The organism is Stenotrophomonas sp. YJH_SMC_36 (genome assembly GCF_059369935.1).
The window spans coordinates 1-17,667 of the sequence record NZ_JCAFTD010000008.1; the positions used below are offsets into that span (position 1 = coordinate 1).

15 protein-coding genes and 2 rRNA genes are annotated in these 17,667 nt (G+C 66.1%); 12 read left to right on the plus strand and 5 right to left on the minus strand.

The genetic code is table 11. From position 1 onward, the window contains the following. Positions 1-29 precede the first annotated feature (29 nt). A 5S ribosomal RNA gene (gene rrf, locus AC5P76_RS15585) occupies positions 30-144 on the plus strand. A 132-nt stretch (positions 145-276) separates the two neighbouring features. Then, positions 277-391 (plus strand): 5S ribosomal RNA (gene rrf, locus AC5P76_RS15590). Between the two features lie 146 nt (positions 392-537). Here rrf (AC5P76_RS15590) and AC5P76_RS15595 read toward each other — a convergent pair. Both AC5P76_RS15595 and AC5P76_RS15600 read right to left on the minus strand, forming a co-directional pair. Then, positions 538-2,253 carry a M28 family metallopeptidase gene (locus AC5P76_RS15595; RefSeq protein WP_193396593.1) on the minus strand — a complete coding sequence of 572 codons (1,716 nt, stop codon included), beginning with the start codon at positions 2,251-2,253 and terminating at the stop codon, positions 538-540. A 76-nt stretch (positions 2,254-2,329) separates the two neighbouring features. Beyond that, on the minus strand, positions 2,330-2,992 hold the full coding sequence (locus tag AC5P76_RS15600) for a DUF4097 family beta strand repeat-containing protein (RefSeq protein ID WP_053520207.1): 663 nt from the start codon (positions 2,990-2,992) through the stop codon (positions 2,330-2,332). 50 nt (positions 2,993-3,042) lie between these two features. Between AC5P76_RS15600 and AC5P76_RS15605 the strand changes: the two genes are divergently transcribed. Together AC5P76_RS15605 and AC5P76_RS15610 are read left to right on the plus strand one after the other, a co-directional pair. After that, positions 3,043-4,386, plus strand: a complete 1,344-nt coding sequence (locus AC5P76_RS15605; RefSeq protein WP_428992349.1) for a murein hydrolase activator EnvC family protein — start codon at positions 3,043-3,045, stop codon at positions 4,384-4,386. A 108-nt stretch (positions 4,387-4,494) separates the two neighbouring features. Next, positions 4,495-5,931, plus strand: coding sequence for a S41 family peptidase (locus AC5P76_RS15610; RefSeq protein WP_164151082.1), 1,437 nt, complete (start codon positions 4,495-4,497; stop codon positions 5,929-5,931). A 39-nt stretch (positions 5,932-5,970) separates the two neighbouring features. Here the strand turns inward: AC5P76_RS15610 and AC5P76_RS15615 are convergent, their stop codons facing one another. Then, entirely contained in the window at positions 5,971-6,663 is a 693-nt protein-coding gene (locus tag AC5P76_RS15615) for a rhomboid family intramembrane serine protease (RefSeq protein WP_053520204.1), read from the minus strand. 226 nt (positions 6,664-6,889) lie between these two features. On the opposite strand from AC5P76_RS15615, the gene AC5P76_RS15620 reads away from it, so the two are divergent. After that, positions 6,890-8,311 (plus strand): outer membrane protein transport protein, encoded by a 1,422-nt coding sequence (locus AC5P76_RS15620; protein WP_065175449.1) that lies wholly within the window; start codon positions 6,890-6,892, stop codon positions 8,309-8,311. Between the two features lie 105 nt (positions 8,312-8,416). Continuing rightward, entirely contained in the window at positions 8,417-9,016 is a 600-nt protein-coding gene (pnuC, locus tag AC5P76_RS15625) for a nicotinamide riboside transporter PnuC (protein ID WP_065175455.1), read from the plus strand. Positions 9,017-9,134: 118 nt separating this feature from the next. Here pnuC and putA read toward each other — a convergent pair whose 3' ends face one another. Continuing rightward, positions 9,135-12,353, minus strand: a complete 3,219-nt coding sequence (gene putA / locus AC5P76_RS15630) for a bifunctional proline dehydrogenase/L-glutamate gamma-semialdehyde dehydrogenase PutA (RefSeq protein ID WP_193396594.1) — start codon at positions 12,351-12,353, stop codon at positions 9,135-9,137. Between the two features lie 273 nt (positions 12,354-12,626). Here putA and AC5P76_RS15635 point away from each other — a divergent pair, with 273 nt between their 5' ends. From AC5P76_RS15635 to AC5P76_RS15660, 6 genes are read left to right on the plus strand one after another with little or no spacing between them, the layout of a single operon-like run. Then, positions 12,627-13,103, plus strand: coding sequence for a DUF2244 domain-containing protein (locus AC5P76_RS15635; protein ID WP_065182572.1), 477 nt, complete (start codon positions 12,627-12,629; stop codon positions 13,101-13,103). 11 nt (positions 13,104-13,114) lie between these two features. Then, a complete protein-coding gene (gene coxB, locus AC5P76_RS15640) occupies positions 13,115-14,062 on the plus strand; it encodes a cytochrome c oxidase subunit II (RefSeq protein WP_053519495.1) in 948 nt (315 codons plus the stop codon). Between the two features lie 59 nt (positions 14,063-14,121). Continuing rightward, positions 14,122-15,729 (plus strand): cytochrome c oxidase subunit I, encoded by a 1,608-nt coding sequence (ctaD, locus tag AC5P76_RS15645; protein WP_053519494.1) that lies wholly within the window; start codon positions 14,122-14,124, stop codon positions 15,727-15,729. 8 nt (positions 15,730-15,737) lie between these two features. Next, positions 15,738-15,944, plus strand: coding sequence for a hypothetical protein (locus tag AC5P76_RS15650; protein WP_253119844.1), 207 nt, complete (start codon positions 15,738-15,740; stop codon positions 15,942-15,944). Then, positions 15,941-16,531, plus strand: a complete 591-nt coding sequence (locus tag AC5P76_RS15655) for a cytochrome c oxidase assembly protein (protein WP_053519492.1) — start codon at positions 15,941-15,943, stop codon at positions 16,529-16,531. Before AC5P76_RS15650 ends, AC5P76_RS15655 begins: the two co-directional genes overlap by 4 nt. Before the next feature lie 13 nt (positions 16,532-16,544). Continuing rightward, a complete protein-coding gene (locus tag AC5P76_RS15660; protein WP_053519491.1) occupies positions 16,545-17,420 on the plus strand; it encodes a cytochrome c oxidase subunit 3 in 876 nt (291 codons plus the stop codon). A 21-nt stretch (positions 17,421-17,441) separates the two neighbouring features. Here AC5P76_RS15660 and AC5P76_RS15665 read toward each other — a convergent pair whose 3' ends face one another. Next, positions 17,442-17,660 carry a twin transmembrane helix small protein gene (locus AC5P76_RS15665; RefSeq protein ID WP_008264755.1) on the minus strand — a complete coding sequence of 73 codons (219 nt, stop codon included), beginning with the start codon at positions 17,658-17,660 and terminating at the stop codon, positions 17,442-17,444. Between the last annotated feature and the right edge of the window lie 7 nt (positions 17,661-17,667).

Consider the following 17,667-nt stretch of genomic DNA (forward strand, 5'->3'; position numbering starts at 1 on the left):
CGGGACGAGTGCGACTCTCCAAAAGCCTCCCTGGTGAAATTAGCGCTGTGGAACCACCCGATCCCATCCCGAACTCGGAAGTGAAACGCAGCTGCGCCGATGGTAGTGTGGCTCAAGCCATGCGAGAGTAGGTCATCGCCAGGGTTTGTACCCAAAACCCCGCTGCTCACGCAGCGGGGTTTTTCCTTTTAATGAAGGCACTGCATTTTCCGGGTGGCTTCCGCCCCAAGGGCAAGATCGCGAAGCTGGCGCCGCAGGCGCTGCTGCAACCGTCTCCCTGGTGAAATTAGCGCTGTGGAACCACCCGATCCCATCCCGAACTCGGAAGTGAAACGCAGCCGCGCCGATGGTAGTGTGGCTCAAGCCATGCGAGAGTAGGTCATCGCCAGGGTTTACACCCAAAACCCCGCTGCTCGCGCAGCGGGGTTTTTCTTTATGCGCGGAAAGCGGCCACTGAGCTGCGATCGCACAAAAAAAGCGGCGCCCCGTAGGGCGCCGCTCTGACCTCGATAGCGTTCAGTCGAGCATGGCGCGACGTTAGCGGGCCGGGGTCTTGGCCTTCATCATCGTGTCGCGGGCGGCTTTGAAGGGATTGCCTTCATACCAGTTCGGCCAGCGGTCGCCACCGGCAAGCTCCTTGCCGACGCCGTACATCAGCTGCAGGTCTTCGACAGTGCCGTCCAGCTTCCAGCTCGCCGCATCGAACTCATCCTTCGGGCCATGGTAGCGGTTGGCGCCGTAGTCGGCTGCTGCCTTGCGGCCGGCTTCCACCCCACCTTCGCGCAGATCTTCGCCACCGTCGGCGTACAGCGCCGGGACGCCTGCCTTGGCGAAATTGAAGTGGTCGGAACGGAAGTAGAAGCCACTCTGTACCGAGCTTTCGCCGTGCAGGGTGCGTCCCTGGGCCGCCGCCAGCGGCTTGAGGATGTCTTCCAGCTCGGAGCTGCCGAAGCCGGTCACCGTCACGTCCTTGGCGCGGCCGGCCACGGACATGGCGTCGATGTTGATGACGCCGGCGATCCTGTCCAGCGGGAACGTCGGATGCGCAACGTAGTACTTGGAGCCGAGCAGGCCGGATTCTTCCAGGGTCACGGCAAGGAACACCACCGAACGCTCCGGCTTCGGATCCTGGTGGGCCATCGCTTCGGCGACTTCCAGGATGCCTGCCACGCCGGTCGCATTGTCGATCGCACCGTTGTAGATGTTGTCGCCTTCCTCGCCCTCGTGCTTGCCCAGATGATCCCAATGGGCCATGTACAGCACGGCCTCATCGGCACGCTTGGTGCCCGGCAGGACGCCGACCACGTTGCGCGACTGCTTCTGTGCGATACGGCTCTTGAGGTCGACGGATGCGGTGGCTTTCAGCGGCACCGGCTTGAAGCCGCGCTTGCTGGCGTCCTTGTAGGCCTGGTCAAGGTCCAGGCCCGCGGCGGCGAACAGTGAGCGTGCGGCGTCGGCGCTCAGCCAGCCCTGCACCGGGATGCGTGCTTCCGGATCGTCCTTGGCCGGCAGGTCGTACTGCGGTCCGGCCCAGGAGTTCTTCACCACGTCCCAGCCGTAGGAGGCGCCGGCCGTGTCGTGCACGATCAGGGCAGCAGCGGCGCCCTTGCGTGCGGCCTCCTCGAACTTGTAGGTCCAGCGGCCGTAATAGGTCATGCGCTTGCCGTCGAACAGGGTTTCGTCATCGACGTGGAACCCCGGGTCGTTGACGAACATGACGACCGTCTTGCCCTTCCAGTCCTGGCCGGCATAGTCGTTCCACTTCTGTTCCGGTGCATCGACACCGTAGCCGACGAACACCAGGTCGCTGGCATCGATGCTGATCTCGGCCTGGCCGGTACGCGTGCCGACCACCATGTCAGTGCCGAACTTCAGTTCGGTGGTCTTGCCGCCCTGGTTGATCTTCAGCACGGTGGACTCATCGGCCGTCGTTTCGGTCATCGGCACGTCCTGGAACCAGCTGTCGCCATTGCCCGGCTGCAGGCCGATACGCTGCATCTGGTCGCGGATGTAGTTGACCGTCAGCTCTTCGCCCTTGCTGCCCGGTGCTCGCCCTTCGAACTCGTCGGAGGCCAGGGTCTTGACCATCTCGGCGAAATCGGTGGCATTGATCTCCGGCGAGAACGCATGGCCCGCGGTCGCGGTGGACGGGGCGGTACTGTCGGTGCCGGCGCTCGGCGCCGGGGAGTCATTGCCTTTGCAGGCACTGAGCGCGGCCGCGGCGGCCAGGCACAGGAGGAGTTTGCGGGGCATCATCGGTTCCTGGGAAACAAGGGATGGCCGCATGGTGGTGCGGCCGGGAACGGGGAGTATCCCCGAATCGTTGGGCTCAGTCCGCCGGCGCGGTTTCGCTGTCGAACGGAATGGGATCGGCGCCGCTGACCGGGCCGATGCGCGCGGTGCGGTGCACGTACAGCACCACGTCCCGCTCGAAGTGCAGGGCGCCACTGACCACGGCGTTCGGGCCGATGATGACCCGCGGCTTGCGGACGGCCGTCAGCGAGACGCTGAAGCTGGGCTTGCGCACGCGCACGCCGCCGTCGACCTGGGAGCCGATGCCCACGGTGATATCGCCATTGACGGTTTCCACGTCCTTGCTGACGCGGCTCTCGACCAGGCCGATGCCACCGTTGACGGTCTCCACGCCGCCTTCGATCTGGCTGCCGCGATCACTGAAGATGCTGCCATTGACCGTGCTGACGTTGCCGCGGGCGATCACCTCACGGCCCAGGCGCACCCCGCCGTTGACCGTTTCGATGCTGCCGGTACGGGCGCGGTCGGCGACCTTCACCCCACCGTTGACGGTATCGATGCTGCCGGTTTCGCTGCCTTCACCGACGCGGATGCCGCCGTTGACGGTATCCAGCTTGCCGTAGCGCTGCCCGGCTTCGGCGGTGATGCTGCCGTTGACCTTGCTGATGTTGTCCTGTGCCCAGGCGGGACTGCTGGCCAGCAGCACGCCCAACAGCAGCGGAATGGATCGAATGTTCATGGGTCCCTCGGTGGATGTGCGGCTGGCAGGCCGCGTGCGTTGATGTCACCATTCCCCAATCGCCCCTGCAACTGCCTGAAGTCACTGGAAAGCCCTTGCGCAACAACGCCTTCCCCTCACGCCGACATCACATCGCCGCTGCCCGCGGCGGGCGCTGCCTGCTGCTGGGGCTGGCCTTGGCATTGGCGCTGCCGCTTCCGTCAGGTGCACAGAACACGCGCGAAACGGAGCGCAAGCTGCAGAAGCTGCGCAGCGAGCTGAAGGGCGTCGCGCAGGAGCGCCGCCAGCTTGAGGGCCAGCGTGGCCAGGCATCTCAGCAGCTGCGCGCGGCCGATGAGAAGGTGGCCCGCAGCGGCCGTGTGCTGGCCCAGACCGAGGCGGCGCTGCGCGAGCAGAACCAGGCACTGGCCGAGGCCGAGCGACGTCGCACGACCCTGCAGTCCAACCTGGCGCAGCAGCATCGCGAACTGGCCGGGTTGCTGCGCGCGGCCTATCAGCTGGGCAACCACGCCCCGCTCAAGCTGCTGCTGTCACAGGACACGGTGGCCGATGCCAACCGTGCACTGGCCTACCACCGGTACCTGCAGCGCGAGCGCGCGCAGCGCATCACCGCATTGACTGCCGATCTCAAGGAACTGGAGGCGCTGCAGGCACAGATTGCCGAACGCCAGCAGCAGCTGCAGGGGACCCAGCGCGAGCAGAAGCAGCAGGCGGCTGCGCTGGCGGCCGATCGTCGCGAACGTGCGCAGACCGTGGCCTCGCTGGACGAACGCTTCAAGGACCGGCGCGAGAAGGAACAGGCATTGGGGCAGGATGCCAAGGCACTGGAAACCCTGCTGGCCAATCTGCGCGCGGCCGCAGCGCGGGCCGAAGCCGAGCGTCGCGCGGCAGCGCGCCGGGCTGCCGCGGAGAAGGCCGCCGCCGAACGCGCTGCACGCCAGGCCGCCGCCGAAGGCCGACCGCCGCCGGCGACCAAGGTGCCGCCGGCCGTGGCATCGGCGCCGGCACCGAAGGTGGGGGGACTGGGGTGGCCGCTGTCGGGCAACCTGCTGGCACGCTATGGCGGCAAGCTGCCGGATGGCCGCACCAGCAGCGGCGTGCTGATCGGTGCCCCGGCCGGCAGCACGGTGACCGCGGTAGCCGATGGCACGGTCGTCTTCTCCGATTGGATGACCGGTTACGGCATGATCCTGATCGTCGATCACGGCAACGGCTACATGAGCCTCTATGCGCATAACGACACGCTGCTGAAGGATGCAGGTGCGCGGGTCAGCCGTGGCGATGCGGTCGCCAAGGTCGGCAACTCCGGCGGCCAGGGCGTGACCGCACTGTATTTCGAGCTGCGTCGTGGCGGGCAGCCGGTCAATCCGGACAGCTGGCTGCAGCGCCGCTGAACCCGGGGCCTGCACGGACTGCGTGGGTTCAACGGGAATTTAGCTGTGCTTCGCGCATAATCGGTGCCTGTGCCTTGGGCACGATGCCACCGTCGACAGGAGTGCTCCATGCGCGCAGCCCGTACCGCCACCCTCTTGCTGGCCCTGTTGCCAGCGCTGTCCTGGGCGCAGCAGACCGCGCCGGCCCCGACCGCTGCGAACAGCGGGCAGGCGGCGAGCAGCGAGGAGGCGGTGACCTCGAAGGTGCCGCTGGAAGACATCCGCCGTTTCGTGGCGGTGTACAACGCGGTGCGCGCGGCCTATGTCGACCCGGTCGACGACAACAAGCTGATGCAGTCGGCGGTCCGTGGCCTGCTGCTCGACCTCGACCCGCACAGCACGTATTTCAACAAGGAAGATGCGCAGGCCTTCGACGAGCAGGCCTCCGGTGCCTACGAGGGCATCGGCGTCGAGCTGCAGCAGCAGCCGGACAACGCCAGCATGAAGGTGATCGCGCCGATCGATGACACGCCGGCGGCCAAGGCCGGCATCCTCGCGGGCGATCTGATCATCGCCATCGATGGCAAGCCGATCAGTGCGATCGATGCCAGTGAGCCGCTGCGGGGCCCGGCCGGCAGCAAGGTGGTGCTGACCATCGTGCGCGACGGCCGGCCGAAGCCTTTCGATGTCAGCCTGACCCGGCAGACGATCCGCGTCACCAGCGTGCGCAGCCGCCTGCTGGAACCGGGCTATGGCTACATCCGCCTGAGTACCTTCCAGGCCGACACCGGTTCGGATTTCCAGAAGCATGTGCAGCAGCTGCAGAAGCAGTCCGGTGGAACGCTGAAGGGGCTGGTGCTGGACCTGCGCAGCAATCCGGGTGGCCTGCTGACCGCCGCTGTGCAGGTGGCCGACGATCTGCTGGACAAGGGCAACATCGTCAGTACGCGGGGCCGCATCAGCATCAGCGATGCGCGTTTCGACGCCACGCCGGGCGACCTGTTGAAGGGCGCACCGGTGGTGGTGCTGGCCGATGCGGGTTCGGCCAGCGCCTCGGAAGTGCTGGCCGGTGCATTGCGCGACAATGGCCGCGCACGCGTGGTTGGCAGCCGCACGTTCGGCAAGGGCTCGGTGCAGACCGTGCTGCCGCTGGACAACGGCGATTCGGTGAAGCTGACCACGGCGCGCTACTACACGCCCAGCGGCAAGTCGATCCAGGCTACCGGCATCGTGCCGGATGTGGAGCTCAAGCCTGCGCCGCGCCCTGAGGATGACGCGCTGCCGGCCAGCCTGAGCGACTACAGCGAAGCCACCCTGCCGGGTCATCTGCGCGGCGACGATGAAGGAACCGAAGGTTATCGGGCAGGCGCGGTGTTGCCGGGCGATGGCCCGATCAACGATGCGCTCGCCGAACTGAAGCATCCCGGTTCGGTGGCCGCGCGACTGAAGGCCGAAGCCGCGAAGGCGGAAGCGGAAAAGGCCGCCGACGCGGCGACCGCCAAGCCGGAAGCAAAGCCGGAAGCAAAGCCGGAAGCAAAGCCGAGCCCGGCCCCGGCAAAGCCCTGAGGCAGCGCCGGGCCACGCCCGGCGGCGCCGGCCGGTTGCCTAGAACCCGTGCCGCTTGCGCAGGCGGCGCGCGATCGCTGCGCGCACGTACACGCCATACACCACGCCGAACACGAAGCCGCCGATGTGGGCCCACCAGGCCACCATGCCGAAGGTCGGGCCGATATAGGCGAACACCACCTGCAGTGCTGCCCATACGCCGATCAGCAGATAGGCCGGGGCGCGTACGAACTCCAGGAACAGGCCGAGGGGAATCACCACGCCCAGTCGCGCGCCCGGGAACAGGGCCAGGTAGGCGCCGATCAGGGCCGACACCGCGCCGCTGGCACCGATGATGATCTGGTCCGGGCTGCCCATGGTGTAGATCGCCACCAAGTTGGAGACCGCGCCGCCGACCAGGAACAGCAGCAACAGGCGCCATGGCCCCAGTACCCGCTCTGCCGGCAGGCCGAAGATCAGCAGGAAGACCAGATTGCCCAGCAGGTGCGACCAGTCCGCATGCAGGAACAGGGCTGTGAACAGGCGCAGCACGCTGCCGTCCTGCAGGGTGGCCCACCAGTCCAGCGGATGGGTCAGCCCGGTGGAGAGCGCGCCCCAGTCGAGCCACAGGCTGCCCCTGGCATCATCCGGCCGTGAGATCGACCACAGGAAAGCCAGCCACAGTGCCGCAAACAGCACGGGTGTGGCCCAGCGCAGGGCGGCCTTCTTGCGCGACGGAAGGGAAACGAACATGGCGACAAGCCTAGCGCGCCGGGCTCCGTGGCGGGGGCGCTCCTGTTCAGGTTTTGCGACGAAAAAAGCGCCGCCGCTGTTATTGTTTCATTAACGGCTCTGGGTAATACTCGCATACGGCGTCGTATGTCGGGAGGGGAATCCGGCGCGCTCCGATGGGCCCCAGGGCCTGCCGGGCGCAGGCGCACTCAGAGCAACATCACCGCTTACCGGAGAGAGAACTACGATGCAAACCGCTTCCACCATTGCCCGTCTGACCCTGCTGGCCGTCGGCGTTGCCGGTGCGCTGGCCGCCGCCGACGCCAACGCTGCTGCCTTCCAGCTGAAGGAAAACAGCGCCAAGGGCCTGGGCCGCGCCTTCGCCGGCTCCACCTCGACCGAAGGTGACGCCTCGGTCATCGCCACCAACCCGGCCTCCATGCGCCTGCTCGACGGTACCCTGCTGCAGGGCGACGTCAGCGCGATCAGCTTCGGTGCCAAGTTCCGCGGCCGTGGCGAATACGGCAACGGCGCGCCGATCTCGGGTGGCAACGGCGGCGACGCCGGCATGATCGCCCCGGTCCCGGCGGCCTACTTCCACCTGCCGTTCGGCGAGAACGAGAACATGCACTTCGGTGCCTCGCTGACCGTTCCGTTCGGCTTCAAGACCGAATACGACCGTGACTGGGTGGGCCGCTACAACGGCGTCAAGACCGAACTGCAGGCGATCGACCTGGGCGTCGCGTTCTCGTACGACGTCAACCCGTACCTGTCGTTTGGTGCTTCGGTGTTCGCCGAGCGCCTGAACGTTGACCTGACCAGCGCCGTCGACACCGGCACCGCGATCAACGCCACGGCCCAGCGCCAGGCTGCCGCCCGCGTGCTGCAGGCCGGTGGTACTCCGGCCCAGGCCGCTGCTGCGTCGCAGGCTGCTGCCCGCCAGGCGGCCCAGCTGGGCTTCGCTCCGGGCACCGCTGATGGCTACCTGCGCATCAAGGGTGACGAAGTGTCGGTCGGCTATACCCTGGGCATGACCGTCAGCCCGGTGGAAGGCACCAACATCGCCTTCAGCTACCGCTCGGAGGTCGAACACAAGATCACCGACGGCACCGCCGACTTCACCATTCCGCAGAATGCCGCGGCCTTCCTGGCCAATACCGGCACCTTCATCGACAGCAACGGCCGCGCCACCATCACCCTGCCGGCCAGCGCGACCGTCGGCATCACCCATCGGGTGAACGACCAGTGGCAGGTCATGGCTGAAGTCACCCGTACTGCGTGGAGCAAGTTCGACCAGGTCACCGTCGACTATGACTCCAACCAGCCGGACAGCGTGCTGCCGTTCCACTACCGCGATACCACCTTCGCGGCGATCGGTACCGATTACAAGGTCAACGACAAGCTGACCCTGCGCGGCGGCCTGGCCTACGATCAGACCCCGACCACCTACGAGCACCGTGACGTCCGCGTGCCGGACACCACCCGCAAGTGGCTGTCGCTGGGTATGACCTACGCAGCGTCGGACAAGCTGGAGTACAGCGTGGGCTACACCCACCTGTTCACCAAGGATCCGGACATCTACTCGACCTCGGCGACGGCCAACACCGTCATCGGCAAGTACAAGGTCAGTGGCGACGTGCTGGCCGCATCGCTGCAGTACAAGTTCTGATCCAGGCTTCGGCCTCATCCAGTACACGAAGGGCCCCGCGCAAGCGGGGCCTTTTGTTTGTGCAGCGCGCATCCACGCGGGCTGTGGATCTACGACAATGGCCGCATGAACCTGTCCGATCCGAACTTCCAGCTGGAGCTGGCCGCCAACGTAGCGGTCGCAGGCTCGATCCTGCTGGCGGGACGCAACAACGTCCACACCTGGTGGCTGGGCATCGTCGGCTGCGCGTTGTTCGCCGTTGTCTTCGAGCGCTCACACCTGTTCGCCGACATGGTGCTGCAGTTCTTCTTCATCGCCATCAGCGTGCTGGGATGGTGGCAATGGCTGCGTGGCAACCACGGCGCACCGCTGCCGATCACCTCGCTGCGCCCGCGCACGGGAATGTGGCTGCTGCCGACGGCGGCCCTGGCCACGTTCGGCTACGGCTGGATGCTGACCCGCCTGACCCACGCCTATGCGCCCTACGTCGATTCGGCGGTACTGGTGCTGAGCGTGATCGCGCAGATCCTGATGATGCGCCGCAAGCTGGAATCGTGGTGGGTGTGGCTGCTGGTCAACACGATCGCCGTGCCCCTGTACTACAGCCGTGGCCTGCACCTGACGTCGATCCTGTACGTCGGTTTCTGGATCAATGCACTGGTGGCGTTGCGCCACTGGCGCAATCTGATGCGTGCCGAGGCCACGGCGGCACCTGGCTCCCTGTAGAGCCGAGCCCACGCTCGGCTGCGCCGGAAAAGCCAAGCGCGGGCTCGGTTCTACAGCAAGCGAAGCACAAAAAACCCCGCTTCCGCGGGGTTTTTCGTTGGCCACATCAACCCGGTGATCAGTCGCCCAACGTCAGCAGCGAGGCGTTACCACCAGCGGCCGTGGTGTTCACCGTGACGGTCTTCTCGGTGGCAAAGCGCAGCAGATAATGTGGGCCACCGGCCTTCGGTCCGGTGCCGGACAGGCCCTGGCCGCCGAATGGCTGCACACCGACCACTGCACCGATCTGGTTGCGGTTGACATACACATTGCCGACCTGGATGCCGTTGGTGATGCGATCGACGGTCTCGTCGATGCGCGAGTGCACGCCCAGGGTCAGGCCGTAGCCGGTGGCATTGATCTGCTCGATCACCGCGTCCAGCTGCTCACCCTTCCAGCGGATGACGTGCAGGACCGGCCCGAAGATCTCCTTCTGCAGCTGGCCCAGGTTCTTCAGTTCGTACGCGCGCGGTGCGAAGAAGGTGCCGTGGGCAGCCTCGGCGGACAGTTCAGCCGCAGCGATCAGGCGCGCTTCGCGGTCCATGCGTTCGGCATGGTCCTGCAGGATCTTCAGCGCATCGGCGTCGATCACCGGGCCGACGTCGGTGGACAGCAGGCCGGGGTCGCCGACCTTCAGTTCCTTCATGGCGCCGGCCAGCATGGTCATCACCTTGTCGGCGATGTCGTCCTGCACGAACAGCACGCGTGCGGCCGAGCAGCGCTGTCCGGCCGAGGTGAAGGCCGAACCGATCGCATCCTTGACCAGCTGTTCCGGCAGCGCCGAGGAGTCGGCGATGAAGGCGTTCTGACCACCCGTCTCGGCGATCAGCACGCCGATGGCGGCATCACGCGCGGCCATCGCACGGTTGATCGCACGTGCGGTGTCGGTGGAGCCGGTGAAGGCCACGCCCGCCACGCGCGGATCGGCGGTCAGCGCCGCGCCGACGGTGGCACCATCGCCCGGCAGGAACTGCACCACCTCGGCCGGCACGCCGGCGTCATGCAGCAGCTTCACGGCGTAGTAGCCGACCAGGTTGGTCTGCTCTGCCGGCTTGGCGATGACGCTGTTGCCGGCAGCCAGTGCGGCGGCCACCTGGCCCAGGAAGATCGCCAGCGGGAAGTTCCACGGGCTGATGCAGACAAACACGCCACGGCCGTGCAGCTGCAGCTCGTTGGATTCGCCGGTGGGGCTCGGCAGCTTCTCGGCATGTCCGAACTGCTCGCGTGCCTGCTTGGCGTAGTAGCGCAGGAAGTCGACCGCTTCACGCACTTCGGCAATGCTGTCGGGCAGGCTCTTGCCGGCTTCCTTCACGCACAGCGCCATGAACTCGGGCATGCGTGCTTCGAGCTGGTCGGCGGCGTGCTCGAGAATGGCGGCGCGGCTTGCTGCCGGGGTGCGGTTCCAGGCCGGCTGCGCGGCCACGGCATTGGCCAGCGCCTTCTGCACGGTGGCGGTATCGGCGGGCAGCCACTGGCCGACCACTTCGCGGGTATCGGCGGGGTTGGTTACCGGTTGCGGCGCGCCTGCGGGGGTCGCACCCGGCACCAGCGGCGCGGCCTGCCACGGCTTCACTGCCGCGTTGAGCTGCCCGGCCAGGGCGCGCAGTTCGTTGTCGTTGGCGAGATTGGCGCCCATGGAGTTCTTCCTGTCGTGGTTCTGGCTGCGCAGCAGGTCAACCGGCAGCGGGATCTTGGGATGCGGAATCGATTCGAACGAGGACACCATCTCGACCGGATCGCGGATCAGATCGGAGATCGGCACGCGTTCGTCGGTGATGCGGTTGACGAAGCTGGAGTTGGCGCCGTTTTCCAGCAGGCGCCGCACCAGATACGGCAGCAGATCCTCATGCGATCCGACCGGTGCATAGACGCGGCAGGGAAGGCCGAGACGATCGGCCGGCACCACTTCGGCGTAGAGATCGTCGCCCATGCCGTGCAGCTTCTGGTGCTCGTACACGCCGCCGTTGGCAATGCTGCGCACGGCCGCGATGGTGTGCGCGTTGTGGGTGGCGAACATCGGGTAGATCACATCGGCATGCGTGAACAGACGCTTGGCACAGGCCAAGTAGGACACGTCGGTGTTCTGCTTGCGGGTGAACACCGGGTAGCCCGGGTAGCCCTCGATCTGCGCGCGCTTGATCTCGGCATCCCAGTAGGCGCCCTTGACCAGGCGCACCTGCAGGCGGCGACCGGCACGGCGGGCCATGTCGGCCAAGTGGTCGATCGTGTACGGGGTGCGCTTCTGGTAGGCCTGCACCACGACGCCGAAGCCGTCCCAGCCGGCCAGCGAGGCGTCGCAGAACACCTGCTCGATGATGTCCAGCGACAGCTCGAGGCGGTCGGACTCCTCGGCGTCGACGGTGCAGCCGATGCCGTAGCTCTTGGCCAGCTGCGCCAGTTCCAGCACGCCCGGCACCAGGTCCTTCAGCACGCGCTCGCGCTTGGCATGTTCGTAGCGAGGGTACAGCGCCGACAGCTTGATCGAGATGCCCGGTGCGTTGTTGACGTCGCCGTCGGGACGGCCGCCGCGTGCCTTGTGGTCACCGCCGATGGCGTGGATCGCACGACGGTAGTCTTCCAGATAGCGCAGCGCATCCTTCATGGTCAGGGCACCTTCGCCCAGCATGTCGAAGGAATAGCGATAGCTGGCGTTGTCGCCCTTGTGCGAACGCGCGAGCGCCTCGCTGATGGTGCGGCCCATGACGAACTGATGGCCCATGATCTTCATCGCCTGGCGCACGGCCAGGCGGATCACCGGCTCACCCACGCGTCCGACCAGGCGCTTGAACGCGCTGGGTGCGTCGGCACGGGTGGCATCGTTCATCTGCACCAGCTTGCCGGTCAGCATCAGGCCCCAGGTGGAGGCATTGACCAGTACCGAGTCACTGCCGCCCAGGTGCTTTTCCCAGTCGGCGTCGGCCAGCTTGTCGCGGATCAGTTTGTCGGCGGTGTCCTGGTCCGGAATGCGCAGCAGCGCTTCGGCCACGCACATCAGCAGCACGCCTTCCTCGCTGCCCAGATCGTACTGGCGCATGAAGGCTTCGATCGCGCCCTGGTCCTTGGCGCGCACGCGCACGCGGCCGACCAGATCGGCGGCCAGCGCCTGCACCCGGGCCTGTTCCTCGGCGGGCAGGCGGGCCTGCGCCAGCAGCTCACGGACGTGGCTGGCCTCGTCCTTCAGCCAGGCGTCGGTAATGGCCTGGCGGAACGGGTTGGGGGACGCCGGCAGTTCCGGCGACAGCAGCGCGCCGGGACGCAGGGCGTCGTGGGCGGCAAGGGAGGAGGAGGGTGCGTTCATGCCGGTCCGGCCAATGGAAAACTTGGCGATTTTAATCATTTTTGCGCCCTTCGGAAGTGCCCCGCGGCCGCCTTCGTGAATGCTGATAGCCCCTAACGGTGGTGGATTCAGCGTGTTCAGCAAGCGCGACACTATTTGTGCTGAATTCGTCATTTGCGGCGCCGGGCGAATGCTGTATTGCAGCATGGCAAAAAGTGTGAATGCACCCTTGCTACCGGTGAGACGGCGGGGCTACCATCGAGACGTTTCCCGCGGCAGGAACGCGGTTGCGACATGATCGAGGTGCTTCCAGCTCCAGATGGGTCAGGTACGCAGCTGCGGCTGCGTCCCCCACGGGCGCTCGATGCCCGGCAGTTCGTCCTGTTGTTCACCGTGTTGTCGGGAGCGATGTGGCTGGTCTCCGCCCTGGGGTGGTTGGCCGGCAATGCATTCGCCCCCCTGTTCGCGCTGCTGTACAGCCTGTTGCTGGCAGCCGCGTTACGCGCCCTGTGGCGCAGCGGCGAACGGCAGGAGGAAATCCGGGTAGTGCCGGCGTATGTGGAGGTCATCCCCGTACCCGGTGGATTGCCGGTGTTCCGGGCTCACCCGCATTGGGTGCGCCTGCTCGCCGACGATGAGAGGGTCCGGCTTGCGTCCAGCGGCCGGCAGGTGGAGGTGGGGAGTTTCCTCGCGCCGGCCGAACGTCAGACGCTCGCAGAGACACTTGAAGGCTTGCTCGCCGCCAGCGATGGCGGCAACCGACGACGCTAAGGGTCTAGGCAATGAAGCAAAGCAGCAGGTGGGGCACGAAGTGCGTTGCAATGGCCGCCGCAGTGGTGGCCGGGGGATGGGTTCCGGCGATGGCATGGGCCCAGGCGGCCGATCCCAAGCCGTGGCAGCTGAACATGGGCAAGGGGGTAACCCAGACCTCGCGCCTGGCCTGGGAGTCGAACAATCTCTCGCTGATCGTCTGCACGGTGATCGGCGTGATCGTGTTCGGGGCGATGGCCTACGCCATCTTCAAGTTCCGCAAATCCAAGGGGGCGGTCGCAGCCACCTTCAGCCACAACACCAAGGCCGAGATCATCTGGACGGTGATCCCGGTGATCATCCTGGTGGTGATGGCATGGCCGGCCACGGCCAACCTGATCAAGATGTACGACACCCGCGATGCCGAGATGACGGTGAAGGTCACCGGCTACCAGTGGATGTGGAAGTACGAGTACCTGGGCGAGAACGTCACCTTCACCAGCCGCCTGGACCGCGAGTCGGACCGCATGCGGCAGAGTGGCAAGGTGCCGACGCGCGAGAGCCATCCCCACTACCTGCTGGATGTCGACAACCGGCTGGTGCTGCCGGTCGATACCAAGGTCCGTTTCGTCATCACCTCCGACGACGTGATCCACGCCTGGTGGGTGCCGGCGCTGGGCTGGAAGCAGGATGCCATTCCCGGCTTCATCAACGAGGCCTGGACCAGCATCGAGCAGCCGGGCGTCTATCGCGGGCAGTGCGCTGAACTGTGCGGCAAGGACCACGGATTCATGCCGATCGTGGTCGAGGCCGTGTCCAAGGAGGAGTTCAGGCAGTGGCTGGCGCAGCGCAAGCCGGCACCGCCGGCCGCAGCCCCGGCCGAACCGGCTGCGCCTGCGGCGGAGACGCCTGCCGCGCCGGCCGAACCTGCCGCCGCCGAAGCGGGTGCCGCCCCTGCCACCGCGGCCAGCGGCGCGTGATGTAAATCCCGCGGCCGCCTGCGGCCGTGGCGACAACCGATTCTGAGAGGTGTTTTGCAATGGCGCACTCGGCAGTTGGGCACGACGATCACCACCACCACCCGGGTTTCTTCGAGCGTTGGTTCTTCTCGACCAACCACAAGGACATCGGCACCCTGTATCTGCTTTTCAGCTTCATCATGTTCATCATCGGCGCGGCGATGAGCGTGATCATCCGCGCCGAGCTGATGCAGCCGGGCCTGCAGTTCGTCAGGCCGGAAACCTTCAACCAGCTCACCACCGTGCACGCACTGGTGATGATCTTCGGCGGAGTGATGCCGGCCTTCGTCGGCCTGGCCAACTGGATGGTGCCGTTGCAGATCGGTGCGCCGGACATGGCCCTGCCACGCATGAACAACTGGTCGTTCTGGCTGCTGCCGGTGGCCTTCAGCCTGCTGCTGCTCACCTTCCTGCTGCCCGGAGGTGCGCCGGCCGGTGGCTGGACGCTGTATCCGCCGCTGTCGCTGCAGGGCGGCTACAACGTGGCCTTCACTGTGTTCGCCATCCACGTGGCCGGCATCAGTTCGATCATGGGCGCGATCAACATCATCGCCACCGTGCTCAACATGCGCGCGCCGGGCATCGACCTGCTGAAGATGCCGATCTTCTGCTGGGCCTGGCTGATCACCGCCTTCCTGCTGATCGCGGTGATGCCGGTGCTGGCCGGTGCGGTGACCATGCTGTTGACCGACAAGTTCTTCGGCACCAGCTTCTTCAACGCCGCCGGTGGCGGTGACCCGGTGATGTTCCAGCACATCTTCTGGTTCTTCGGCCACCCCGAGGTGTACATCATGATCCTGCCCGCCTTCGGCGTGGTCAGCGAAATCATTCCCACCTTCAGCCGCAAGCCCCTGTTCGGCTACCAGGCGATGGTGTACGCCACGGCTGCGATCGCCTTCCTGTCGTTCATCGTCTGGGCCCACCACATGTTCACCGTGGGCATGCCGCTGGGCGGCGAGATCTACTTCATGTTCGCCACCATGCTGATCTCGATCCCGACCGGCGTGAAGGTCTTCAACTGGGTCAGCACGATGTGGCGTGGCTCGCTGACGTTCGAGGCGCCGATGCTGTGGTCGGTGGCCTTCGTCATCCTGTTCACCATTGGCGGCTTCTCCGGTCTGATGCTGGCCATCGTCGCCGCCGACTTCCAGTACCACGATACCTACTTCGTCGTTGCCCACTTCCACTACGTGCTGGTGACCGGTGCAGTGTTCGCGCTGATTGCCGCGGTGTACTACTGGTGGCCGAAGTGGACCGGTCGCATGTACAGCGAGAAGTGGGCCAAGGTGCACTTCTGGTGGTCGATCGTGTTCGTCAACCTGCTGTTCTTCCCGCAGCACTTCCTCGGCCTGGCCGGGATGCCGCGCCGTATTCCCGATTACAGTGTGGCGTTCGCCGACTGGAACCTGATCAGCTCGATCGGCGCATTCGGCATGTTCGTCACGCCCTTCATGATGGCGGCGATCCTGCTGTCCTCGCTACGCAATGGCGAGAAGGCGGCCGATCGGTCCTGGGAAGGTGCGCGTGGCCTGGAGTGGACGCTGCCGTCGCCGGCACCGGCCCATACCTTCACCACCCCGCCGATCCTGCGCCCGGGCGATCTGGCGCATGACGACATCACGCATTGAGGTGGGGCATGCATAACGAGAGCCCGCTCCAGACCTGTAGAGCCGAGCCCGGCTCGGCTGTCGAAGAGCAGCCGGGCAGGGCCCGGCTGTCCGGCGGCGAGACTCAGGGCATCGAACAGCAGCGCCGGCGTGCCCGGCGCACGGCGGTCGTGGTGGGCGCCATCGCTGTACTGGTCTATGCCACCTTCATTCTCAGCGGGGTGATCGGACGATGAGCCCGACGCCGGCCAGCACACCGTCGCCCAGCGCCGGCCTGCCGCGCCTGATCGGCGTTGCCGTGGCCGTGTTCCTGCTGACCTTCTCGCTGGTGCCGCTGTATCGCATCGCGTGCGAGAAGGTGTTCGGCGTGCGCCTGGAGCGAGGCCCGGGCAGCGAGGCCAGCGTGGGGGCTGCCACCGCAAAGCGCACCGTGCGGGTGGAGTTCGATGGCGGGGTCAATTCGCGGCTGCCATGGGCATTCCATCCCGAGCAGCTGACCATGGACGTGGTGCCCGGTGAGCTGAACGAGGCGCTGTATTACGCCCGCAATGACGGCCCACAGGCGATCGTCGGTAGTGCGGTGCCCTCGGTCGCGCCAGCACGTGCCTCCGGATTCTTCAGCAAGACCGAGTGCTTCTGCTTCACCGCGCAGACGCTGCAGGCCGGCGAGAAGCGCGACATGCCGGTGCGCTTCATCGTCGATCCGGATCTGCCGCCGGAAATCAAGACGATCACCCTGTCCTACACCTTCTACCGCAACGACGCGCTGTCCGATCGGCTGGCTCCGGCCGCCACCTCGGAAGGCGCGCACGCCGCTCCCTGACCCGGATAACGACATGGCCCAGACACCGACCGACGCCAACGTGTACTTCGTCCCGGCCCAGAGCAAATGGCCATTCGTGGGCTCCATCGCGATGATGGTGACCATGGTGGGCGTGGCCAGCTGGCTCAACGATGCCAGCTGGGGGCGCTGGACGTTCTACATCGGCATCGCGATGCTGGTGCTGACCCTGTTCTGGTGGTTCAGCGACGTGGTGCGCGAATCGCAGGCCGGCAACTACAACCGCCAAGTCGATGGTTCGTTCCGGATGGGCATGGTCTGGTTCATCTTCTCCGAGGTGATGTTCTTCGGCGCATTCTTCGGCGCACTGTTCTACACCCGCCACCTGGGCCTGTCCTGGCTCAGCGGCGAGGGACGCGGGGTGATGACCAACGAGCTGCTGTGGCAGGGCTACTCCGCGGGGTGGCCCACCAACGGCCCGGCGGCGATCGGCGGGGCCTTCCAGACCATTCCGGCCTGGGGCCTGCCGTTGATCAATACGCTGATCCTGCTGACTTCCGGCGTGACGCTCACCATCGCCCACCATGCGCTGAAGGCCGGGCACCGTCGCCAGCTGCTGGTCTGGCTGGGCCTGACCGTGGCGCTGGGCCTGGGCTTCCTTGCCCTGCAGGCGGAGGAGTACATCCACGCCTACAAGGAGCTGAACCTGACGCTCGGCTCGGGCATCTACGGGTCGACGTTCTTCATGCTGACCGGTTTCCACGGTGCGCACGTGCTGCTGGGCACGATCATGCTGATCGTGATGTGGCTGCGCTCGGCAAAGGGGCACTTCACCCGCGACAACCATTTCGCGTTCGAGGCCGCTGCGTGGTACTGGCACTTCGTCGACGTGGTGTGGCTGATGCTGTTCCTGTTCGTCTACGTGCTGTAAGCGCCGGTGCCGGTGGCGTACTCAGCCACCGATGCCGTGCGGTTTGATCCAGCCCATGTAGATGCTCACGATCACCAGTACGATCAACGCCACCGACACCGCGATGCGGCGCGTCAGTGCGTTGACCGTGCGCTTGGTCTGGCCCCGGTCGACCAGCAGGTAGTACAGCCCGGCGCCCAGGTTCCAGACGATGACGATCAGAAACGCGATCACCAGCAGGGTCTTCAGCGAATCACTCATGCGCGGC